The organism is Sphaerisporangium sp. NPDC049457, from assembly GCF_055586705.1.
The window spans coordinates 240,900-260,981 of sequence record NZ_JBVJHR010000013.1 but is presented as its reverse complement, the minus strand read 5'-3'; the positions used below and the strand labels follow the sequence as shown (position 1 = coordinate 260,981).

Here is a 20,082-nt window from a genome sequence, read left to right as displayed (position 1 = left end):
TTTCGTCCCCCCCCCCCCCCCCCCCCCCCCCCCCCCCCCCCCCCCCCCCCCCCCCCCCCCCCCTCTCCCCCCCCCCCCCCCCCCCCCCCCCCCCCAGCCAGCGCATGGCCTCCTCGGTCCGCCCGTTCACGGCCTCGGCGACGCCGGCCCGCAGCGCCGCGTGGGCGTGGCCGTGCGCGGCCGCCGTGACCAGCCAGCGGTGGCCGGCCGCCTCGTCGCGCTCGCCGACCAGCAGGGCGAGGTTGTACATGGAGCTCGCCTCCCCCGCGCGCGCCCCTCGCAGGTACCACTCCTCCGCGGCCCGGCGGTCGCCCGCCCGGTAGGCCATGACGCCCAGTTTGTGCGCGGCCCTGCCGTCTCCGGCGGCGGCCGCGCGGTGGAAGGCCCGCCGCGCGCCGTTGTCGTCCCCGGTCTCCATGAGGGCCATGCCGAGCAGCAGACCGGCGTCCCGCAACCCCTGGTTTGCCGGGTCGCGCAGGCACCTGGCCGCCTCGGCCGCCTCGCCGCGCATCAGCAGCACCCGGCCGAGGCCGAGCCGTCCCCCGGCGTCGCCGGCGTCGGCGCACGCGCGCAGCACCTGCTCGGCCTCCTCGGCGCGGCCCCGTTCCAGCAGGGCCTCGCCGATCGCGACGACGTCCCCGGCCTGTCCTCCGGCGGCGGCGGCGCGTGCCCAGCGGACCGCCGTGCCGTGGTCCCCGCGACGGGTGAGCAGCCAGGCCAGCATCGTCTGGGCCTGCGCGTCGCCCCCCTCGGCGACCGGGACGAGCAGGGCCGCGGCCCGGCCCTCGTCGCCCGCCTCGGCGAGCGTGGCGGCCAGCGTGACAACCGCCGCGGGCTCGCCCGCGGCCGCGGCCTCCTCCAGCCACCGCCGCTGCCCCGCGGCGTCCCCCAACCGGTGGGCGACCGCCCAGCGGGCCAGGCCCGTACCGGTGTGCCCGAGCCGCTCGGCCAGGGCGAACCACCGGTCGGCCCCGGCGTTCTCGCCTCGCAGGAGCATCGACACGGCGAGGTCGACGGCCATGTCGGCGTCGCCGGCCTCGGCGGCGTGGCGGGCCCACCGGTCGGCGTCGGCCGTCGCGCCCCGCTGCCGCAGGTCGGCGACCAGGGGGGCGACCAGCCGCCAGTCCGCCGTGGCCGCGCGCTCCAGCCAGACGGCGGACTCCTCGCGGCGGCCGAGGAAGAGCAGCAGCCGGCCGAGGTGCAGCATCGCCTCGCCGTCGCCCGCGCCGGCCGCGCGGCGAAGCCACGACTCCCCCTCCTCCAGTTCGCCCGCGTTGGTGAGCAGGCCGCCGAGGTGGCGCATCGCCTCCTGCTCGCCGGCCTCGGCCGCGGCGCGCAGCCACGTCGTGGCCGCCTCCGGCCGGCCCTGCCGTGCGAGGGCCGCGCCGACGCGGGCGGCGCCGATCACCGCGCCCGCGCCCGTCCCGCCGGAGCGGGGGCCGTCGAGCCAGCGCCGGGTGGCGATCAGGCCGCGCGGGACGTAGACGCTCCGGTCACTCATCGGACGGCGGGCGCAGGCGGTCGGGACGCACCTCGGCCTCGCGCAGGTGGCGCAGCCACCGCTGCCGGTCCCTCATCGCCGGCAGGAAGAGCACCACGTTGATCATCTCGGCGTACAGCAGCACCGACTCCAGTCCCGCGTCGCCCTGGTCGGTCAGCAGGTAAGGATGGCGGCGGCAGACGTCGAGAACCTCGGCGGGGCCCGAGGCGCGCAGCAGTTCGGCGACCCCGGCGTACAGCGGCTGGAGGGGCGTCATCTCGCCGAGGAACCGGAAGATCTCGCCCTGCTCCCACCGCAGCAGGGTGAGGGCCTCCTCGCGCGTCAGGCCGCCGCCCTTCTTACGTGATCGGCGACCCCACATGACACCCTCCCCGGCATCCGGGTCCGACGACTGCCCTCACCGTCCTCCAACGCGGGGCGGCCTTCAATATCGGACCGATACCGGCTCGGTACCGGCTCGGCGCGGATGCGGCGCCGCCGGCCGCCAGGCCGGCCGGAAAGGGACCGCCCGAAATGTGATGAAACTGTTCTTGCTAAGCTCGCCGGTCGTAGGCAATTATTTTCATCCGATGGTGAAGCTCCAGCAGGGCACCCGGACGCGGCATGGCCGCCCGTCGAGCATCCCAGCCACGCGTTCGAATCGACGATCAAGGCCGTCGAAGGCCGCCGCGTGGAAGGGAGCTGAGACGATTGCACGTCAGTGCCGCCGCCTACGTTGAGAAGGCCGAGAGGCTGGTGCGCGAGGTCGCCACCAGCCAGGAGCCCGCCGTGCGCGACGCCGCGGCGCTGCTGTGCGCCTGCCTGCGCGGCGACGGGGTGATCCAGGCGTTCGGCTCGGGCCACTCGGAGGCGATCGCCATGGAGATCGCCGGACGGGCCGGCGGGCTGGTCCCCACCAACCGGCTGGCCCTGCGCGACCTGGTGCTGTACGGCGGGGAGCCGCCCGGCCTGCTCGGCTCCCCCGAGCTGGAACGCGACCCGTCCATCGCGCGGCGCATCTACGAGCTGGCGCCGGTGCGGCCGCAGGACGCCTTCGTCATGATCTCCAGCTCGGGGGTGAACGGCTCGGTGGTGGAGCTGGCCACGATCGTCAAGGAACGCGGGCACAAGCTCGTCGCCCTGACGTCGGTGCGGCACAGCAACGAGATGACGTCCCGCCATCCCAGCGGCCTCAAGCTGCTCGACCTCGCCGACGTCGTGCTGGACAACGGCGCGCCCTACGGTGACGCCGTCATCCCGCTCCCCGAGGGCGGCACGTTCGGGGCGGTGTCGACGATCACCTCCGCGCTGCTCGCGCAGATGGTCGTGGCGGAGGTGGTCAGGGAGCTGCTGGACGCCGGCGAGACGCCGCCGATCTACCGGTCGGCCAACGTCGTCGGCGGCGACGAGCACAACCGGGCGCTGGAGAGCCGCTATGCCGGGCGCATCCGCCGCGGCGGATGACACGGATGACACGGATGACACGGATGACGCCGATGACGCCGATGACGTGGAAGACCAGGCCCCGGCCATGCGGCCGCCGGTGACCTCCCGACCGTACGAGACCCGATCAGCTCGATCGACCGAAGGACCGTCCCGCCGCGGCGGGCCCCGCGGGCCCGGCCACGGCGGGACGGGACTCCCGCCCCCCAGGAGGACTGATGGCGCAACACCCTGTCACCCGGCGCGAGCTGCTGCGAAGCGCCGCCCTCGCGGGCCTGCTGCTCCCCGCGGCCGGCACGCTGTCGGCGTGCGCGACCCCGGCGGGCAACGGCGGCCCCTCCGGCCCGGCGTCCCAGGCCACCGGGCCCAAGACCGCCGCCAACCCGCTCGGCGTGGCCGAGGACAAGCCGTTCGAGGTGGTCATCTTCGACGGCGGGTACGGCGACGCCTACGCCAGGAACATCCACGAACCGCTGTTCACCAGCAGGCACGCCAAGGTCCAGATCAAGCACACGGCCACCAAGGAGATCGCCAAGACGCTGCAGCCGAGGTTCGCCGCGGGTGACCCGCCCGAGTTCGTGAACAACTCCGGCGACAACTCGATGGACTTCGGCGCCCTGGCCCAGGACGGCCAGCTGCAGGATCTGGGCGAGCTGCTCGACGCCCCCGCCTGGGACGACCCGGGCGTCAAGGTGCGCGACACCATCCTGCCCGCGGCCATCGAGCTCGGCACCTACGACGGCAAGTACTGCGTGCTCACCTACGCCAACACGGTGTGGGGCATCTGGTACTCCAAGAAGCTGTTCGACGACAACGGCTGGCAGGTGCCCAAGACCTGGGAGGAGTTCACCGCGCTCTGCGAGACGATCAAGAAGTCCGGCAAGTGCGCGCCGTTCACCTACGCGGGCAAGCACCCGTTCTACATCTACGAGACGATCCTCACCCTCGCCGCCAAGATCGGGGGGGCCGATGTGCTGAAGAACATCGACAACCTGGCGGACGGGGCGTGGAAGGCCGAGCCGGTCGCCAAGGCGGCGGGGGCGTTCGCCGACATCGGCGCCAAGTACCTGCTGCAGGGCACCCAGGGCCTGGACCACATCCAGACCCAGACGGCGCACAACAAGTACCAGGTCGCCATGCTGCCCTGCGGGTCGTGGCTGGAGAACGAGCAGAAGGACTCGACCCCGTCCGATTTCCAGTACTCGATGTTCCCGCTCCCGTCGTTCTCCGACGCCGACGCCCTGCCCTACGGCACCGTGCACTCCCGGCCGGGCGAGGAGTACTTCGTGGCCGCCAGGTCGGCCAATCCCCGCGCCGGCATGGAGTACATGCGCGCCATGCTCTCCAAGGAGGGCGCCGGGAAGTTCAGCGAGCTGCTCAGCACGCTCACGGTGGTCAAGGGCGCCTCCGAGGGCCGCTCGCTCACGCCGGGCCTCGCGGCCGCGGCGGGGGCGCTGCGGAACGCCGGGACCAACACCACCTACTTCCGCTTCCGCCAGTGGTACCAGCCGCTGCACGACGAGGTGGCCGCGGCCACCGGCCAGCTCATGGCGGGCCGGCTGAAGGTCGCCGAGTGGGCCGACCGGTGCCAGAAGAAGGCCGACGAGATCAAGAACGACTCCTCGGTCAAGAAGTTCACCCGCTGACACGATGGAGGGAGAGGCCGCGCCCGGCCTCTCCCGCGCGCCCGCCCATGGGCACGCCGGGCCGCCCCCAGGGCACGCCGGGCCGCGCCCGCGGGCACGTCAGGTCGCGCGCCCGCGGCGCGCGCCGGCACGTGTCCGCGCCGCCGACGACAGAGAGCAGAGGTCCCCCATGCCCCATCCGACCACCGGCGGACGCCCGGACGGCTCGCCGTGATCCGCAGGGCCGACGCCGCGCGGGCGCGGTTCATCGCGGGCTTCCTGGCGCTGCCGGTGGCGCTGTACCTGATCTACGTGATCGCGCCGTACGCGCAGGCGTTCTACATCGCGATGACCGACTGGCGGGGCGTCAGCGCCAACCCGCGGTTCATCGGGCTGGACAACTTCCGCAGGCTGTTCGCCGACTCGGTGTTCTGGACGGCGGTCGGCCACAACGCCCTGCTGCTGGTGCTGCTGCCGCTGCTGACCATCGCCATCGCCCTGTTCTTCGCCTTCCTGCTCAACGTGGGCGGGGAGTCCAGCGGGCACGGCGGGGTCTTCGGCTCCCGCTTCTACCGCGTGGTGTTCTTCTTCCCCCAGGTGCTGGCCGTCGCGATCGTCGCCGTGCTGTTCCAGCAGGTGTTCCGGCCGGACAGGAGCGGCATGCTGAACGCCCCGCTGATGGCGCTCGGGCTGGAGCCGGTCGGCTTCCTGTCCGACCCCGGCGTGGCGTTCTGGTCGATCCTCGGCGTGCTGGTCTGGCAGGCCGTCGGCTTCTACGTGGTGCTGTTCTCCGCGGGCATGGCCTCCATCCCCCGCGAGATGTACGAGGCCGCCCGCATCGACGGCGCGGGGCGCGCGCAGCTGTTCTTCCACGTCACCCTGCCGCTGCTGTGGGACACCGTCCAGGTGGGGCTGGTCTACCTCGGCATCGCCGCTCTGGACGTGTTCGCCATCGTGTGGGTGATGACCGCCGAGCACGGCGGCCCCGACCACTCCACGACCGTGATGGCCGCCGAGATCTACCGCAACGCCTTCCAGTACTTCAGGTTCGGCTACGCCTCGGCCTTGGGCGTGGTGCTGTTCTTCTTCACCGTCGCCTTCGCGGCACTGGCCATGCGCCTGTCGCGGCGCGAGCGCATCGAGTTCTGAGCAGGGGGCGGCGTGGTTTCACGGGCAGGGAAGACGACGTTCGGCCGGATCGCGGCGCGCGAGCGGCGCAGGGCCCGTCTCGGGCCGCTTTCGGGGCTGTCGCACCTGGCGCTGGTCGTGTGGACGGTGCTGGTGGCGGTGCCGATCCTGTGGACGTTCCTCGCCTCGGTCAAGAGCGAGGACGAGATCTTCGGCAGCGCGTGGTCGCCGCCCGCCTCGCCGCGCTGGGACAACTGGGCTCGGGCCTGGGACACCGCGCACGTCGGCCGGTACATGATCAACAGTGTCGTCGTGGTGGGGTTCTCCACGTTCGGCACCATGCTGCTGGGGTCGATGGCGGCGTACGTGCTGGCGCGCTACCGCTTCCGCGGCAACCGGGCGATCTACCTGCTGTTCGTCTCCGGGCTGGCCTTCCCGGTGTACCTGGCGCTGACCCCGCTGTTCTTCGTGGTGCAGAACATGGGCACGCTGCCGGTGATCGGCCGGTTCATCGGGCTGGACACCCACGGCGGGCTGGTGCTGGTGTACATCGCCTACTCGCTGCCGTTCACCGTCTTCTTCCTGTCGGCGTTCTTCCGCACGCTGCCCGGGGCGGTCGCCGAGGCCGCGTTCGTGGACGGGGCCTCGCACGGCAGGGTGTTCTTCCAGATCATGCTGCCGATGGCCAGGCCGGGCATCGTCAGCATCACGATCTTCAACGTGCTCGGGCAGTGGAACCAGTACCAGATCCCCCTGGTGCTGCTCAGCGGCCAGTCCAAGGACAAGTGGGTGCTGACCCAGGGCATCGCCGACATCTCGACGTCGGCCGGGTACGACGCGGACTGGTCGGCGCTGTTCGCGGCGCTCAGCATGGCGATACTGCCCATGTTGATCGTGTACACGGTCTTCCAGCGTCAGATCCAGTCGGGCCTGACCGCGGGCGCGCTCAAGTGACGGCGGCGGGCCGCCGCGCCCGGCCGGCCGCCGAAGGCGCCGCTAGCCGGTGCGCACGTAACGGTCGCGGCTCCTCGCGGCGCTGGCCCGGCGCTCGTCCGGGTCGGTGCCTCCCCATATGCCGTGCTCCTGCCCGGTCCGCAAGGCGTACTCCAGGCACGGGTTCTGCACCGGGCAGCGGCGGCACACGGCCTTGGCCCGTTCGTGCTGCGCGTAACCGGGCCCCTTCGCCGAGATCGGGAAGAACAGCTCGGGGTCCTCACCGCGGCAGGCGGCACGACGCAGCCACGAAACGGCCGGTATGAGGATGTCCTGGATGACCATAGCGATCCCATGAGAGTGAGTGGCGTTATGCGGTGTCTGCCGAGGGTTCGCGTGCCCGCTCTGACGGGCTTGACACATGTTTGTGGAATTAATTTAAGAAGTCCGTTTTGATGATTTCGGTCCGGTGATCTCGGCCGGAGCCGTCGGGGATCACTCCTCTTCGTCGTCATCTTCGGCGTACAAGGCCTCCTGGGCGGATCCGGGGGGCACGTGGCGGCGCGGGGTGAAGCCGAGCAGCTCCTCCACCAGCTCGTCGTTGCCGGCGTACCCCGCGTCCGCGTCGAACACCTGGGCCCCGTCCCACAGCGCGAGGATCGTCGACACCGTCCGGAGCTCGCTGTCGTGCATCAGGTCGTAGTGGGCGATCATCGGGACGGTCGGGTAGGTGCACCACAGGTCGTGGCCGGTCATGAACAGGTCCAGGCCGAACCGCACGGTCAGGCCGAGCAGCTCGGGCTTGTAGTTGTCGTCGATGCCGGCGAACGCCTCGTCCAGCGCGATCACCCGCGGGGACGACGCCCGCCCCGAGGAGTACAGCGCGTTCGCGGCGGCGAACAGCGGCAGGTGGATCGACGCCGACTTCTCACCGCCGGACATCTGGGAGTGCCTGGCCCGCGTCAGCCGGACCTCCGGCTCGCCGCGCCGGGCCATCAGCAGCTCGAAGGTGTACCAGGAGCGGTAGTCCAGGGCCGCGGCGAGCGCCTCTTTGTAGGTGGCCCGCGAGTTGCGGCCCCGGTGGTCCCTGATCATCTGCCGCAGGTGCCCGCGGAGCGCCGCCAGTCCCCGCCCGTCGAGCGCGGAGACGTCGCGCACCAGCATCCCCGCCACCGCGCGCCGCGTCTCGTCGATGCGGTCGGACAGGACCCAGCGGATGCCGATCGTGGTGCCGGAGGACATGGGCTTGGACCGGGTGTCGGCGTTCATGCCGCGCACCAGCTCCCTGGCGGCGGCCACGCGGGAGTGGATCTGCTGTGCCAGTCCGGCGAGCAGTTCGTCCTCAAGGACGGTGCGCTCGCGGTCCTCCAGCAGGACGCCCTGCTCGGCGGCCCGTCCGGCGACGGCGCGGGCGAAGGCCGACACCGGCGTCCGCCCGTCGGCGTCGATCACGTGGACGGCCAGCACCGCGCCCGGCTCCCAGTCGAGCCGGTAGTCCTCCTGGCAGCGTTCCAGCGCCGCCTGGAAGTCGCGCAGCCCGTTGGAGACGCGGTCCAGGGTGTTCTTCAACGTGGCGCCGGTCACGGCCCGCCCTCCCCGGGTGGCCGCGTCGTACGCGTCGATGATGGTCAGCGCGTCCGGCGGCAGGGTGGCGCGGACGCTGTCCACCGGGTCCGGCGCGGGGTGTTCGAGCATCAGGTCGGCGACGGTCTTGGCGGCCTGCTCGGGGCCCCTCGGGTCGTTCTCCCGCGGCCACGGCGTGGCGTCGGCGACGCCGGCGAGCGGGCGCAGGTCGGCCCGGGTGTAGGGGACGAACTCGGCGACCTGCTCGGCCAGGGCCTCGAAGGCGCCGGTCAGGGACTCACGCGCGTGTTCCAGCTCGGCCCCGGCCAGCACCTCGGCCTCCCGCTCGCGGGTGGCGGCGCGGTCGCGCTCGTCGCGGGCGGCGCGTGCGCGGGCGATCAGCCGTTCGGTCTCGGCGACGCGGCCGAGCACGTCCTTCAGGTCGGCGTCGAAGGTGCGTTCGAGCGTCTCCAGCCGCTCGGCGAGCACCGCGTGGGCGGCCTCCCGGGCGGCGAGGGCCTCGGCGGCCTCGGCGTGCTCGCCGGCCAGCCGTTCGACGGTCTCCTCGCGCTCGGCGAGGTCGCTCTGGGCGGTGGCCGCCTTGTCGCGCTCGGCGCGCAGCCCTTCGGCGGCGCGGGTGAGGTCGTCCAGCGCCTGGGCGACGGCGTCCACCTCGCGCGGGTCGCGCGGCATCGACAGCTCGGCGGCGGCCTGCCGGAGCCTTCGGCCCGCCGCGCCCGCCTCGGCGACCATGCCGTCGAGTTCCCTGCCGGCCTCCTCCAGCCGTGAGCGGGCCACGGCCAGGCGGGTGGCACGGTCGGCGACGCCGCGCGCCGCCGCCACGATCGGCGAGGTCTCGGGCAGTTCCTTGCGCGCACGGCCGAAGTCGGCCACGACGCCGCCGAGACGATCGGACTCCTCGTCCAGGCCGGCGAGGGTGGCGGCGTGCCCGGCGATGAGGCCGTCGTAGCCGGCGAGGCGCGCCCGGCGGCGCGCGGCGCGTGCCGTGGCCCCGATGTACTCCGCCGCCTCCTTGGGCCGGCCGCCGAGATGCGGGCCGAGGCCGTACCGGGCGTCGGTGCTCACCACCGGGAAGCCGCCGGCCAGGTCGTCTCCGACGGCCACGGACCGCAGGACGGCCTCGACGACCTCGCGGGCGACCATGTCCTGTTCCTCGGCGACCAGGACGTCTGCGAGGGTGCGCCCGGCCGGCCGCCGCTCCTCGGGCATCGCGACCAGGTAGCGGCCGGTCCGCCCCGCGGCGAGCTCGGCCATGGTCAGCTCGGGGTCGGGGTGGACCCAGGCGGTGAGCAGCCCGGCGCCGTCCAGCGCGCCCTCGACGCCGGCGGCGGATCGTTCGTCCACGCCGTCGGCGAACCGCACCAGCCGCCACAACGGCGCTCCCGCCCGCACCTCCGCGCCGGGACCGGCGCCCGTCCCGTCAGCGGCCGAGGCGGCGCCGTCCGCACCGATCGAACCCGCTTCGGAGGTGACCCCGCCGGGCGGGGCGTCGTCGCGTTCGGCCGCGACGGCGTCCCGCTCCGCGCGCAGCTCACGCAGGAGGGCGCCGAGGCGGGCCCGCTCGGCGTCCACGCGGGCCCGCGCCTCGATCACCTGGGCGCGGCGCTCCTCGGTCACTTCGCCGAAGACCTCCGGCAGCCGGCGCGCCCCCGGCTCGCCGATGCCGTCGAGCGTCTCCTGCAGCACCCGCAGATCGGCCTCCGTCGCCACACCCGGCTCCGCGAACGCGCCGGACTCCGTGAACGCGGACGTGGAGGGGGTCGCGGAGACGGTCGCGGAGGCGGGAGTCTGGCCGGACGCGGCGGCAGAGGGGGACCCAGCGGTGGACGGAGAAGAGGGCGTCGCGGTGGTCGCGGGAATGGCGGCGGAGGCGGCGGCCGGGATGACCCAGCGCCGGGCCCATCGGGTCAGGTCGCCGGCGGCCTGGCGGCGGGCCTGGTCGAGCGCCTCCTGGTCACCGGCCAGGCGTTCCGCGGTGGCGGCGGCCGCTCGGTCGGCCTCCTGCACCGACCGCTCGGCGCGCCCGCGGCGGGCCTCGGCGGCCTCCAGCGCGGCGAGGTGGCCGCGCACGGTCTCCACGTCGCCGCGCCGGGCGGCGGCGCGGGCCCTGGCCATGGCCAGGCCCTCCTCGGGCTCGGCCTCGGCGATCTCGGCGCCGCCCGCCACCCCGGCCCTGCCCGCGAACTCCACCAGCTCGTTCAGGCGGCGGTCGGCCTCGGCGCGCGCGCCGTCGAGCCGTTCGGCGACCTTCGCCGCCTCGGCGCCGAGCTTGGCGACGTGCTCGCGCGCCTGGTCCAGGCGCCGCCGCTCCTTGCCGATGCCGGCGCCCTCGTCGGCGATCTGCCGGCGCAGCCCGTCCAGCTCTCCCCTGGCCTGGTAGGCCTCGTGCTGCTTGAGCGCCGAGAGCCGGCCGTCGTAGCGGTCGAGCTCGGCCTGCGCGGCCTCGCGGCCGGCCGCGGCCTCCTCGCGGGCGGCGCGGGCGCGGCGCAGCTCGGCTGCCGCCTGGGCGACGCGGGCGGCGCCGCCGGCCGCGGCCTGCGTGCGCTCGCCGATGCGGTCGAGCTGGTGGCGGATGTGGGCGCGCAGGTATGCGGTGTAGTGGACCAGGAACTCCTTGACCGCCCCGTCGGCGAGGGTGAGGTCGTCGAAGAGGCGTTGCACGGCGGCGAGGTTCTCGAAGTCGCGGGCCGCCTGCTCGACGAGGACCGGGTCGACGGGGCTGAGCCCCGCGCTGAGGGTGTCGGACACCTTCAGCGGGTCGAGGTCCTTGGCGAGCAGCGGGCGGCGCAGGGCCAGAAGCAGGTCCAGCAGCTGGGCGTAGCGCTCCTTGCCGAGCCCGAACAGGCGGGCGTCCACGGCCGCGCGGTAATCGGTGGCCGTCCGACAGCGGGCTCCGGGCTCCAGCGACGCCTTGAGCTGCTTCTCGGTGAGGGGCCGGGAATCGGCGGACAGCAGGCCGAAGTCGACGCCGACGCGCCTGCCGGTGACGAAGAACGACGGTGTGACGCCGTCGCGGTGCCGGTGGGCGCGCAGCCCGATGATCAGCGTCACGGCCTCGCCGTGTTCGTGGTCCGCGGCGCGCTCGGCGTCCGCGCGGTCGTGGGGGCCGTCGCGGTCGTCGCGGGTGAACTCCATCCACACGTAGCCGTACTCGGCCTCCTGGCCGCGGTAGAGGAGGTTGGACTTCATCGTGCGGTTCTCGCCGCTGAACGGGTCGAGGCGCCTGGCGTCGCTCACCCCGTCGAGGATGAACGGGAACAGCACCTCAAGGGCCTTGGTCTTGCCCGACCCGTTGTGCCCGCGCAGCACCAGACGCCCGTCGGCGAAGACGAACTCCTCGTCGATGTAGTCCCAGATGTTGATCACACCGGCGCGGGACGGTTTGAATCGGCCGTGAGCGGGTGTCATGAAGAGGGTTCCTCCGCGGGAGACGCCGGCGGTTCCAGGGCCAGGCGGCCCTGTCCGGCGCGCTTGTCGGGCAGGGCCAGGGTGATGTTGCGATAGCGGGCGAACGCCGGGAGCGGCAGCAGCCCGCCGGGGTGCCGCCGCACCAGGCGCAGCTCGGCCAGCAGCGTCACCGCGGCCTCCAGCAGGCCTTCCGGATCGTGCTGCCAGGCGGCCGAGAAGGACGCCGCTCCGAGCTCGTCGTACAGCTCGTGGATCATGCCGGCCAGCCGGGCCCGCTCGATGAGCGGCCACCGCGCCGGGGCCGCATCCCCCGCACCGGCCCGTCCTTCCACGGCGGGCACGGCGGACGCGGCGGACGCGGGCGCGGGGACGGGCGGCGGCGGCGTCCAGGCGAGCGCGCCGACCACCCCCGCCAGCGGCAGCGCGGCGTCGACGCGGGCCAGCAGCTCTCGGCGGTCGCCGGCCTCGGCGACCGGCTCGACGAACCGCAGCGACGCCCGCTCGTCCGGGTCCTCCAGCAGGTCGGCCATCTTGGCCAGCAGCAGGCCGGCCGCCCGGTTGACGGCGCCGCCCCTGCCGGGGAACGGCTTGTCGGTGAAGCGCCCCGCGGGGTCGGCGAGCATGACGCCCTCCGCGCGGCGCTCCACGACCAGCCCGGTGAGCCTGGCGAGGTCGGTGGCGAGGGCGGGGTGGCGCAGCGCCTCGGCGACCTCCGGCTCCACCTCGGCGTAGTAGACCACCGGGTACTCCAGCAGCATGCGCCGGGCCCGGCGCGCCGCCTCCCCTGGGCGCGCGCCGCCGTCCGAGCCCTCCAGCAGGCCGGCGGCGCTGGTGAGGTGCTGTACGGGGCGTGCGGGCTTGAACAGGATGGCGCAGATGTCGTGGTCGATGTCGAACAGGGCGTCGCCCCGCTCGGTGTCGTGCGCCCAGGAGTCCAGTGAGCCGTCGGAGATGCGCAGCGCGCCCCGCTCGACCAGCCAGTCGAGGCAGTCGACGACCGCCGCCTTGTGCGCGCCGAGCGTGGGGTCGAAGCCGAGCCCTGGGACGGCCCCCGCGGCCGGCGCGAAGGCCCGCACCAGGTCGGCCAGGCTGATCTCCACGCGCGAGCGCTGGAACATGGCGAGCACCAGGCACAGGTAGGCGAGGCGGCGGCGGTCGAACGGCCTGCCCTTCTTGGCGAACAGGTGTCGCTGGGTGTCGTCGAGCGCGTCCAGGCGGCGCACGACGCGCACCTGCCGGGTGGTGGCGATCACCGTGTAGCCGAGCAGCTCGCGCAGGTCGCGGGTGAGCTGGTCGGCCCACTGCAGCACCTGTTCGAGCGCGCCCGGCCGCGGGCGCGCCGCGGTGATCAGGTCGTTGGTCAGGACCAGCCGCACGGCGTGCTGGTAGGACCCGAGGTCGCTGGGCAGGACGCCGGCCGCGGCGCCGCGCGGGCTCATCGCCGCGCTCCCCTGGCGTGCGCGGCGGGGACGAGCTCCAGCCGCAGGCCCGGCAGGTGCAGGACGCCGTGCGCGGTGCGGACCGCGCTGCCCTCCGGCGCGGGGACCAGGCGGACGGTCAGCACCTCGTTGCCGCCGGAGGCGTCGCGCAGCCGGCCGGAGACGACGGCGCGGGCCTCCAGCGCGCGGGTGAGGAGCTTCAGGACGACACGGGTCTCGGCCTCGTCCAGGACGCGCCCGTGCACGCCGGCCTCGATCAGGCCGCCCGCGGCCGCGCGTTCGGCGGCGCGGTGGGACGCCTGGCGGCGGCGCAGCTCGCCGCGGATGCCCGCCCGTGCGCGCACAGGCTGGGGGACGCCCGGCGCCGGGGCCTTGCCCCTGCGGAACAGCGGCACCGAGATCTCCACGCCGGGAGCGTCCCACCAGGTGGAGCGGACCGAGATGTCGTCGGCGTCCTCGTGGGCGCCGCCGAGGTGGCGCGCCGAACGCGTGTTGAAGGCGGCGGCCATCAGGGCGTGGGCTGCGCCCTCGTCAGGCGCGTTGAACACCCACTCGGCCAGGTGGCGCAGTTCGGTCGCGCGGTTGACCCCGCCGCGCCGCGCCTCGGCGAGCTGGCGCAGCAGCGCGATGACGCCGGACACGCCCGTCCGGGTGGCGGCGCGGAGCTCGGCGGCGCGGGAGGACTCGGCGCCGTCGGCGGCGAACCAGGCGCGCAGGACGCTCCAGCGGCGGCGCCAGTCTTCGAGCCGCTCGCCGCGGTCCAGGAACGGCCGCTCGTCGGCCGCGGCGGCCCGGCCGAGCAAGGTGGCGACCCCTGTGCGCTCGACGTCGCGCACGGCCTCGTCCAGGCGGGGCAGGTAGCGGTCGAGTTCGGCCATGAAGTCGGTCATGTGCGTGAGCAGGGTGTTCTTGTAGCGCAGGAACGTCTCGGGGGATGCGTCGGTGGAGCGGGTGATCTCGCCGAGCGTGAGATGGAAGCGCGCGGACCGGCGGGCCATGTCCTCCATGACGGCGTCCAGGCGCGACAGCCGGCGCCAGACCTGCTCGCCGTGGCCGGAGCGGTTGGCGGCGGCCAGCGCCCGCAGGTCGTCGAGGATGTCGGAGAACACCAGCCGGGACAGGTTGGCGTCCTGCGGCCGGGCCGCAAGGACCTCCTCGACGGCGGCGAACGCCTGGTAGCCGAGCTCGCTGAACTGGTACACCGACTGGCGGTTGCGGTAGCGCACCAGGCTGCCCGCCCGTGAGGCGTCCTCCAGGCGGTGGACGACCCCGTCTTCGGCCAGGGCGTCGAGGCGCGCGCGGAGGTTCTCCTCCGCCGAGGGAACCTGGTCGTGGGCGCGGCCCAGCTCGGCGAGCACGCGGGCGACGTCGTCGGGGTGCGCCTGAAGCTGGTGGACCGCCCGCAGGCGGTCCATCGCGCGCAGCACCCACAGGTAGACCAGGTGGTCGTCGCGGCGGGTGAAGTTGAACAACCGGAAACGGTCGCTCACCGCCACCGCGCTCAGCTCGGACGCGCGCGACCCGCCCGTGACGGCTCTGTCTCTCATGCCACTCCCCCGGCCGGCCGCGGGCCGTCCGGCGGAACGGCCCCACGGCGGCGATCGGCGCCCATCGCGGGGAAGCGGCCCGTCCCCTCCCCCGGCTCTCACCCACGTGCCCGGCGATCCCGAGTGCGAACAAAGGATCGATACATGGATACACGAAGATCGGCTCTCGTGTGGCGGGCACGCGTGCCGGCGCCCGCCGTCACAGCCCTTGAGGAGTCTCAACGAGGGAACCGGCAGACCATCCTGCTCGCTTCGCGCTCCAGGCCGGGCTCTCCGCGCCGGCGGAAGGGTCGCGCGGGCCCCTTCCCGGCCCGCCATATGACCCCGAATGCGGAATACTTGCACACGCCGCTAATCGCCGTATGCCTGTAGGATGCGATGGTCCGACCTGGGCCCGCCGGGGCGGCACGCGCGAGGAGGAAGCGCTCATGTCGATCGCCGACGACGCCGTGGAGGTGCGCGCGCAGGGCTGGCGCACGCTCGCGGCGCTGCACGGCCTGATCGAGACCGCCCTCGAGCGCGAACTGCAGGCCGGTCACGGGCTTTCGGTCGTCGAGTTCACCGTCCTGGACGCGCTGTCGCGGCAGGACGACTGGCACATGCGCATGCAGCAGCTCTCCACGGCCGCCGCGTTGTCCAGCAGTGCGACCACGCGGCTGGTCAACCGGCTGGAAGATCGCGGCCTGCTCACGCGCGTGCTGTGCCAGGACGACCGCCGCGGCATCTACACCGAGCTCACCGCCGAGGGACGGACGCTGCTCGGGCAGGCCCGTCCCACGCATGACGCGGTCCTGACGAACGTCCTCGCCGAGGCCGAGACCCTCCCCGAACTGGCCCCCTTGGTCCACGCCCTCCACCATCTGCCCTCCGCGCCCCGCCCCTCTCGCCCGGCGGGAAGGCGCACCAGCGCGTAGCGACGCCCGCCCGAAATTCAAGTCACCGGGGGTGTGGGGGTTCGCGGGAGACAGCGCGGGCGACGTCGAGAGCGCCCGGCGTCCGGACGGGCGCGGCGGCCACCCGCAAGCAGTACGTGGAGGCCGGCACGGCTCCGCCGTCAGGGCCGGCGCGGCTCTGCAGCGGTCAGGCGAGGGCCCGGACGATGAGATCGGCCACCATGTCGGGATCGATGTGGTGGCCGGTCAGCAGGCAGAGGTTCTCCTGGTAGAGAAGCACGGCGGCGAAGGTGGCCGCGGCGGCCTCCAGCCGGGCGGCGTCGCCGCGGCCGCCCGGCAGGGTCAGCTCCAGCGCGAAGCTCGCGCGGCGGATGATCTCGGCGTTGAGGTGCCTGAGCCGCTCTCGCACCGAGGTGTGCGTGTCGGCCTCGCGGAACAGGATGCGCCGCATCGCCGGGGACGCGCGCAGCGGCACCCGCCGGGCGAGCCCGGCCAGAGTGCCGGCCGGGTCGCCGGGGACGGCCTCGGCCTGCCGGTCGCCCATCTCGTCGATGCCGGTGCGCTCATCGACCAGCGCGACGAGCACGTCCATCTTGCGCGGGAAGTAGTGGAAGACCAGGCCTTTGGGCACGCCGGCCCGCTTGGCGATCTCGGCGGTCGCGGTGGCCTCGTACCCGCCGACCGCGAAGAGCTCCTCGGCGGCGTCGAGGATGCGCGTGCGCGCGTCCGCCTCGCCTCCGGCGGCCCCGGACCGCCGGCGGGCGGTGCGGGACCACACGGAGGATCTGATCACGCGTTCGTCAGAACGCGGCCGCGGATCTGGCTGGCCGTCCACAGTGCGACGATAACCGTCACGGCCCCGGCGATCCATGCCGTCCAGGCCGCGGCCGCCGAGCCGTCGAAGCCGAACGCCCAGGGGGACACGATGAGCAGGGCGCCGAACGCCGCGGTGACCCACGAGCTCGCGCCGCCCGCGCCGAGCAGCGACCACAGCGCGGAGACCAGCAGCAGCGCGCCGAGCACGAGCAGCGGCTGGGCGGCGTCCGAGGACGCGCTCGCCCAGAAGAAGGGTGCCAGGACCGCGGCCGCGCCCGCGAGGAACGCGACGACGTCCGCCCACGATTTGCTGAGGTCCATCAGTGCCTCCGTCCTGAGAGGTGTCGTGGACCTCGACCATCGTCCTGATTGACCGCCCGGTCAATGTACCGGGAAGTTACGGCGTCCTCACCTTCCGTCGTCACCCGCGGTGAGACCGGACCGGACCGGGCCACTGGGTGACGGGCCGCTGGGAACGGGGCGCCGCGCGAACGTCGTCCCTGCGACACGGCGGCGGCCGGGCCGGGCGCCCTCGGACGCCCGGCCCGGCCTTTCCTCACGCGAGTGCGGAATCAGTCGCCGCTGGAGCTGGAGCTTGAGCTGCTGCTGGAACTGCTGCTGCTGGAGCCGCCGCCCCAGCCACCGCCGCCGCCCGAGCTGCTCGAGGAGCTGGAACTGCTGCTGGAACTGCTCGAACCGCCACCGCCCCGGCCGCCGCCCGAGCCGCTCGAAGAACTGGAGCTGCTGCTGGAACTGCTGCTGGAGCCGCCGCCCCCACCGCGCCCGCCGCCGGAGCTGCTCGAACTGGAACTGCTGGAGCTGCTGGAGCTCGAGCCTCCACCGTGCGAGTGGGGGCGGCAGTGCCGGCGGCGGCAGTGATCGGACAGGGCCACCGAGAGACCTGGCGTGGCCGGGACCGCCCGGGTCGCGGTGGAGGTCGCGCTCGCCGGCCCGGCGGGGATGACCGCGGGGCCGATGAGACTGGAGGCCACCAGCGCTCCGGCGGCCAAGGCATGCTTGAGCATGAGGATCACTCCGTGTCGGATGGTTGCGCCCGGCGTGCTGCGCGGGCTTACGGAGCGCCGAATCGGTTCCCGGGAAGATGTCGATGCGACGTCTTACCTGAGATCCACGCTAGATGAAGCGAATCTGGGCGGTCATCCCGTATACCCCCAAGCCTCGGTGCTGAGGTCGGCAAGCCGACCGGACGGCAGCGGCGATGGGGACGGAGGACGGCACCCATGGCCGGGCGGCGAACGGCGCGACGACGCGACCGCGGGCCCTCGCATCGATGGGCCGGGACGCCCGTCCCCGCAGGGAGACCGTGGACGCGCCCTGACGCCGCGCCCGTCAGGGGCCGCCGACCGGGCGGTAGCCCCTGACATAGTCCACGGTGAACCGCTTGGGATAGGGACGCTCCCCCGGCAGCGGACCCGGCGGGTCGGGGAACTCGTAGATGTTCAGCATGAGCTGCATCGGATAGCGGGGCGACTGCCGCACCGTCCTGACGTGCCGGCCGTCGACGTAGAAGGCGACGTGCTCGGGGGTCCATTCGGCGGCGTAGACGTGGAAGTCGCGGGCGTCGATGGGGAGGGACTCCACCGTGAAGTCGTCCACGATGGCCGGGTCGCCGAACGGGTGCAGGCCCATGCCGACCTTCGCCCCATCAGGCCGCACGTCACGGCCGAAGATCTCGCAGACGCAGATCTCCGCCGATCGCTCAGGGGTGTCCTCGTAGCCGATCATCCAGAGCGCGACCATGCAGCGCGGGTCGTCGGACGCCTTGGCCCGCAGCTCGATCAGGCCGTAGGTGGGTGTGTAGAGCGCGAGGGGGCGCGTGGGCTCGCGCACGACCGCCCGCGGGTCGCGCCCGTGCTGCCCGATCGTGCTGCCCACCGGCCCCGCGTAGACGCCGGTCTGCAGGGACGAGACGCGTAGCCCGCCTTCGAGCTCGGGGCACCAGGGCGGCTGGTCGCGCTCGATCAGCAGGTGCAGGAGCCCGTCGGCGAGCTCGTACCGGGCGGCCGAGGCGGCGCGGGTGGTCCACTGCGGCAGATAGTGGGGCACCCAGCGGCTCTCGTCCAGCCGGTCGCCGCGGAAGGCGTCCTCGAACTCCAGCTCGTAGCCCTGTTTGGTGACCGGGTCGGGCCTGTGCGGCCCCTGCCGGATGCCCTGTGTCATGAACTCACCTTCCGGTCGGCGGCCCGCCCACCGTACAGCGCGCGGGCGGGCCGCCTCCCCGGTGAGACCTCGCCTCGGTGAGGGCGGGCACGGGCCGGCGCCCGTCCGGAGCGCGCGTCGTCGCCGGCCGCCTGCGACAAGACCGCTATTGTGGGAAAGACGCGTACAAACCGGTCTACGTGCCACGAATCAGCGCGTAACCGGATCCAACTCTTCCTCTGGGAAGATCACGCAACGACCGTCGGCGGCACGAAGGAAAAGGGACCGATGGGCATCATCTCGCGCGGCTTCCGCGGCCGGCCCAGGGACAAGGGCGTCAAGCTCCCCCCGGGCCAGTACCTCACGCACGACTTCCCGGTGCTGTCGGCCGGCCCGACCCCGCGGGTCCCGCTGGACCGCTGGGAGTTCACCATCGACACCGAGGCGGGGCACACCCACCGCTGGAGCTGGCGGCAGCTGCTCGAACTCCCGGCCGAGACGCCGACGGTCGACCTGCACTGCGTCACCAAGTGGTCCAAGCTCGGCACGACGTGGAAGGGCGTGTCGCTGGACGTCCTGATGGAGGACGTCGAGACCACCGCCGAGTACGCGCTGATCCACTCCTACGGCGGCTACACCACCAACCTGCCGCTGGAGGACCTGCTGGACAACCAGGCGTGGATCGCCTACGAGTACGACGGCGAGGAGCTCGCGCCCGCGCACGGCGGCCCGGCGCGGCTGCTCGTCCCGCACCTGTACCTGTGGAAGTCGGCCAAGTGGGTGCGCGGCATCCGGCTGCTCAACGACGACTGGCCCGGCTTCTGGGAGACGGCGGGCTACCACAACTACGGCGACCCGTGGCGCGAGCAGCGCTACCAGGGCGATTGAACGCCCGCCGGCTGGCATGGCGGGCCGCGCGCGTGGTCGCGGCCCGCGCCGAGACCGAGGCGGCCCGCACGCTGGTGCTCAAAGTACCCGGCTGGCCCGGGCACCTGCCTGGCCAGCACGTGGACGTACGGCTGACCGCCGAGGACGGCTACAGCACCCAGCGCAGCTATTCCGTCGCCTCCGCGGCCGACGGCGACATCGTCGAGCTGACCGTGCAGAACGTCCCCGACGGTGAGGTCTCGCCGTACCTCACGGAGGTCATCGAGGTCGGGGACGAGGTGGAGATCCGCGGGCCGGTGGGCGGCTGGTTCGTGTGGCGCCCCACCGGCACCGACCCCGTGCTGCTGGTGGCGGGCGGGTCGGGCATCGTCCCGCTGATGGCCATGATCCGCGCCCGGCGGCGGGCGGGCAGCCGCACGCCGTTCCGCCTGGTCTACTCGGTACGCGACCCCGTCCAGCGCTTCTACGCGGAGGAACTGCGCCGCCACGGCCCGGACGACGCCGGGCTCGACGTCGCCTACCTCTACACGCGGGCCGTCCCCGAAGGCTGGTCCCGGCCGGCGGGACGGCTGACGGTGGCCGATTTGAACACCCACGGCTGGCCGCCCGAGTTCGCGCCCGACTGCTACGTCTGCGGACCCACCGGGTTCGTCGAGACGGCCGCCGACATCCTGCTCGCCCTCGGTCACGATCCGCGCCGGATCAGGACCGAACGCTTCGGCCCCACCGGAGGCTGAC

At 73.6% G+C, this 20,082-nt stretch carries 16 protein-coding genes and 1 pseudogene; 8 read left to right on the top strand and 9 right to left on the bottom strand.

All coding sequences use genetic code 11. The features are described 5' to 3' along the window. Both ACZ6QO_RS21935 and ACZ6QO_RS21930 read right to left on the bottom strand, forming a co-directional pair. Positions 1-1,501: pseudogene (locus tag ACZ6QO_RS21935) on the bottom strand (hypothetical protein); the annotation flags it as partial. Further along, positions 1,494-1,862 carry a hypothetical protein gene (locus ACZ6QO_RS21930; protein WP_465853298.1) on the bottom strand — a complete coding sequence of 123 codons (369 nt, stop codon included), beginning with the start codon at positions 1,860-1,862 and terminating at the stop codon, positions 1,494-1,496. The pseudogene ACZ6QO_RS21935 and the gene ACZ6QO_RS21930, both read right to left, overlap by 8 nt. Before the next feature lie 329 nt (positions 1,863-2,191). Between ACZ6QO_RS21930 and ACZ6QO_RS21925 the strand changes: the two genes are divergently transcribed. The 4 genes from ACZ6QO_RS21925 to ACZ6QO_RS21910 all read left to right on the top strand — a co-directional run bounded on the left by ACZ6QO_RS21925 (position 2,192) and on the right by ACZ6QO_RS21910 (position 6,630). After that, positions 2,192-2,944 carry a sugar isomerase domain-containing protein gene (locus ACZ6QO_RS21925; RefSeq protein ID WP_465853296.1) on the top strand — a complete coding sequence of 251 codons (753 nt, stop codon included), beginning with the start codon at positions 2,192-2,194 and terminating at the stop codon, positions 2,942-2,944. A 197-nt stretch (positions 2,945-3,141) separates the two neighbouring features. After that, positions 3,142-4,569: an N-acetylglucosamine/diacetylchitobiose ABC transporter substrate-binding protein gene (gene ngcE / locus ACZ6QO_RS21920; protein ID WP_465853294.1), complete on the top strand. Its 1,428-nt coding sequence runs from the start codon at positions 3,142-3,144 to the stop codon at positions 4,567-4,569. A gap of 210 nt (positions 4,570-4,779) precedes the next feature. Beyond that, positions 4,780-5,697 (top strand): carbohydrate ABC transporter permease, encoded by a 918-nt coding sequence (locus ACZ6QO_RS21915; RefSeq protein WP_465853292.1) that lies wholly within the window; start codon positions 4,780-4,782, stop codon positions 5,695-5,697. Between the two features lie 12 nt (positions 5,698-5,709). After that, positions 5,710-6,630, top strand: coding sequence for a carbohydrate ABC transporter permease (locus ACZ6QO_RS21910; protein ID WP_465853290.1), 921 nt, complete (start codon positions 5,710-5,712; stop codon positions 6,628-6,630). A gap of 42 nt (positions 6,631-6,672) precedes the next feature. Here the strand turns inward: ACZ6QO_RS21910 and ACZ6QO_RS21905 are convergent, their stop codons facing one another. From ACZ6QO_RS21905 to ACZ6QO_RS21890, 4 genes are all read right to left on the bottom strand, one after another. Further along, positions 6,673-6,954 carry a WhiB family transcriptional regulator gene (locus ACZ6QO_RS21905; RefSeq protein ID WP_465853288.1) on the bottom strand — a complete coding sequence of 94 codons (282 nt, stop codon included), beginning with the start codon at positions 6,952-6,954 and terminating at the stop codon, positions 6,673-6,675. A gap of 150 nt (positions 6,955-7,104) precedes the next feature. Beyond that, on the bottom strand, positions 7,105-11,601 hold the full coding sequence (locus ACZ6QO_RS21900) for an SbcC/MukB-like Walker B domain-containing protein (protein WP_465853286.1): 4,497 nt from the start codon (positions 11,599-11,601) through the stop codon (positions 7,105-7,107). After that, positions 11,598-13,040 (bottom strand): DUF2398 family protein, encoded by a 1,443-nt coding sequence (locus tag ACZ6QO_RS21895; protein ID WP_465853284.1) that lies wholly within the window; start codon positions 13,038-13,040, stop codon positions 11,598-11,600. Before ACZ6QO_RS21895 ends, ACZ6QO_RS21900 begins: the two co-directional genes overlap by 4 nt. Further along, complete coding sequence (locus ACZ6QO_RS21890) at positions 13,037-14,587, bottom strand: TIGR02677 family protein (RefSeq protein WP_465853282.1); 1,551 nt, start codon at positions 14,585-14,587, stop codon at positions 13,037-13,039. The genes ACZ6QO_RS21895 and ACZ6QO_RS21890 overlap by 4 nt, the downstream gene beginning before the upstream one ends. A 428-nt stretch (positions 14,588-15,015) precedes the next feature. Between ACZ6QO_RS21890 and ACZ6QO_RS21885 the strand changes: the two genes are divergently transcribed. Further along, complete coding sequence (locus tag ACZ6QO_RS21885) at positions 15,016-15,501, top strand: MarR family winged helix-turn-helix transcriptional regulator (protein ID WP_465853280.1); 486 nt, start codon at positions 15,016-15,018, stop codon at positions 15,499-15,501. Positions 15,502-15,667: 166 nt separating this feature from the next. On the opposite strand, the gene ACZ6QO_RS21880 is transcribed toward ACZ6QO_RS21885, so the two are convergent. Continuing rightward, entirely contained in the window at positions 15,668-16,273 is a 606-nt protein-coding gene (locus tag ACZ6QO_RS21880) for a TetR/AcrR family transcriptional regulator (RefSeq protein WP_465853278.1), read from the bottom strand. Then, positions 16,270-16,617: an SPW repeat domain-containing protein gene (locus tag ACZ6QO_RS21875; protein WP_465853276.1), complete on the bottom strand. Its 348-nt coding sequence runs from the start codon at positions 16,615-16,617 to the stop codon at positions 16,270-16,272. The genes ACZ6QO_RS21880 and ACZ6QO_RS21875 overlap by 4 nt, the downstream gene beginning before the upstream one ends. Positions 16,618-16,860: 243 nt before the next feature. Between ACZ6QO_RS21875 and ACZ6QO_RS21870 the strand changes: the two genes are divergently transcribed. Continuing rightward, positions 16,861-17,175, top strand: coding sequence for a hypothetical protein (locus tag ACZ6QO_RS21870; RefSeq protein ID WP_465853274.1), 315 nt, complete (start codon positions 16,861-16,863; stop codon positions 17,173-17,175). A 471-nt stretch (positions 17,176-17,646) separates the two neighbouring features. Here ACZ6QO_RS21870 and ACZ6QO_RS21865 read toward each other — a convergent pair whose 3' ends face one another. After that, positions 17,647-18,477, bottom strand: coding sequence for a glycoside hydrolase family 16 protein (locus tag ACZ6QO_RS21865; protein ID WP_465853273.1), 831 nt, complete (start codon positions 18,475-18,477; stop codon positions 17,647-17,649). Between the two features lie 267 nt (positions 18,478-18,744). On the opposite strand from ACZ6QO_RS21865, the gene ACZ6QO_RS21860 reads away from it, so the two are divergent. Further along, on the top strand, positions 18,745-19,344 hold the full coding sequence (locus ACZ6QO_RS21860) for a sulfite oxidase-like oxidoreductase (RefSeq protein WP_465853271.1): 600 nt from the start codon (positions 18,745-18,747) through the stop codon (positions 19,342-19,344). After that, positions 19,341-20,081, top strand: a complete 741-nt coding sequence (locus tag ACZ6QO_RS21855) for a ferredoxin reductase (RefSeq protein ID WP_465853269.1) — start codon at positions 19,341-19,343, stop codon at positions 20,079-20,081. The genes ACZ6QO_RS21860 and ACZ6QO_RS21855 overlap by 4 nt, the downstream gene beginning before the upstream one ends. Position 20,082 lies beyond the last annotated feature (1 nt).

Bases quoted from the DNA above. Each gene is read 5' to 3' on its own strand.
- ACZ6QO_RS21930 (WP_465853298.1), bottom strand. From the start codon at position 1,862: ATGTGGGGTCGCCGATCACGTAAGAAGGGCGGCGGCCTGACGCGCGAG.
- ngcE (WP_465853294.1), top strand. From the start codon at position 3,142: ATGGCGCAACACCCTGTCACCCGGCGCGAGCTGCTGCGAAGCGCCGCC.
- ACZ6QO_RS21905 (WP_465853288.1), bottom strand. From the start codon at position 6,954: ATGGTCATCCAGGACATCCTCATACCGGCCGTTTCGTGGCTGCGTCGT.
- ACZ6QO_RS21900 (WP_465853286.1), bottom strand. From the start codon at position 11,601: ATGACACCCGCTCACGGCCGATTCAAACCGTCCCGCGCCGGTGTGATC.
- ACZ6QO_RS21895 (WP_465853284.1), bottom strand. From the start codon at position 13,040: ATGAGCCCGCGCGGCGCCGCGGCCGGCGTCCTGCCCAGCGACCTCGGG.
- ACZ6QO_RS21890 (WP_465853282.1), bottom strand. From the start codon at position 14,587: ATGAGAGACAGAGCCGTCACGGGCGGGTCGCGCGCGTCCGAGCTGAGC.
- ACZ6QO_RS21885 (WP_465853280.1), top strand. From the start codon at position 15,016: ATGTCGATCGCCGACGACGCCGTGGAGGTGCGCGCGCAGGGCTGGCGC.
- ACZ6QO_RS21875 (WP_465853276.1), bottom strand. From the start codon at position 16,617: ATGGACCTCAGCAAATCGTGGGCGGACGTCGTCGCGTTCCTCGCGGGC.
- ACZ6QO_RS21865 (WP_465853273.1), bottom strand. From the start codon at position 18,477: ATGACACAGGGCATCCGGCAGGGGCCGCACAGGCCCGACCCGGTCACC.
- ACZ6QO_RS21860 (WP_465853271.1), top strand. From the start codon at position 18,745: ATGGGCATCATCTCGCGCGGCTTCCGCGGCCGGCCCAGGGACAAGGGC.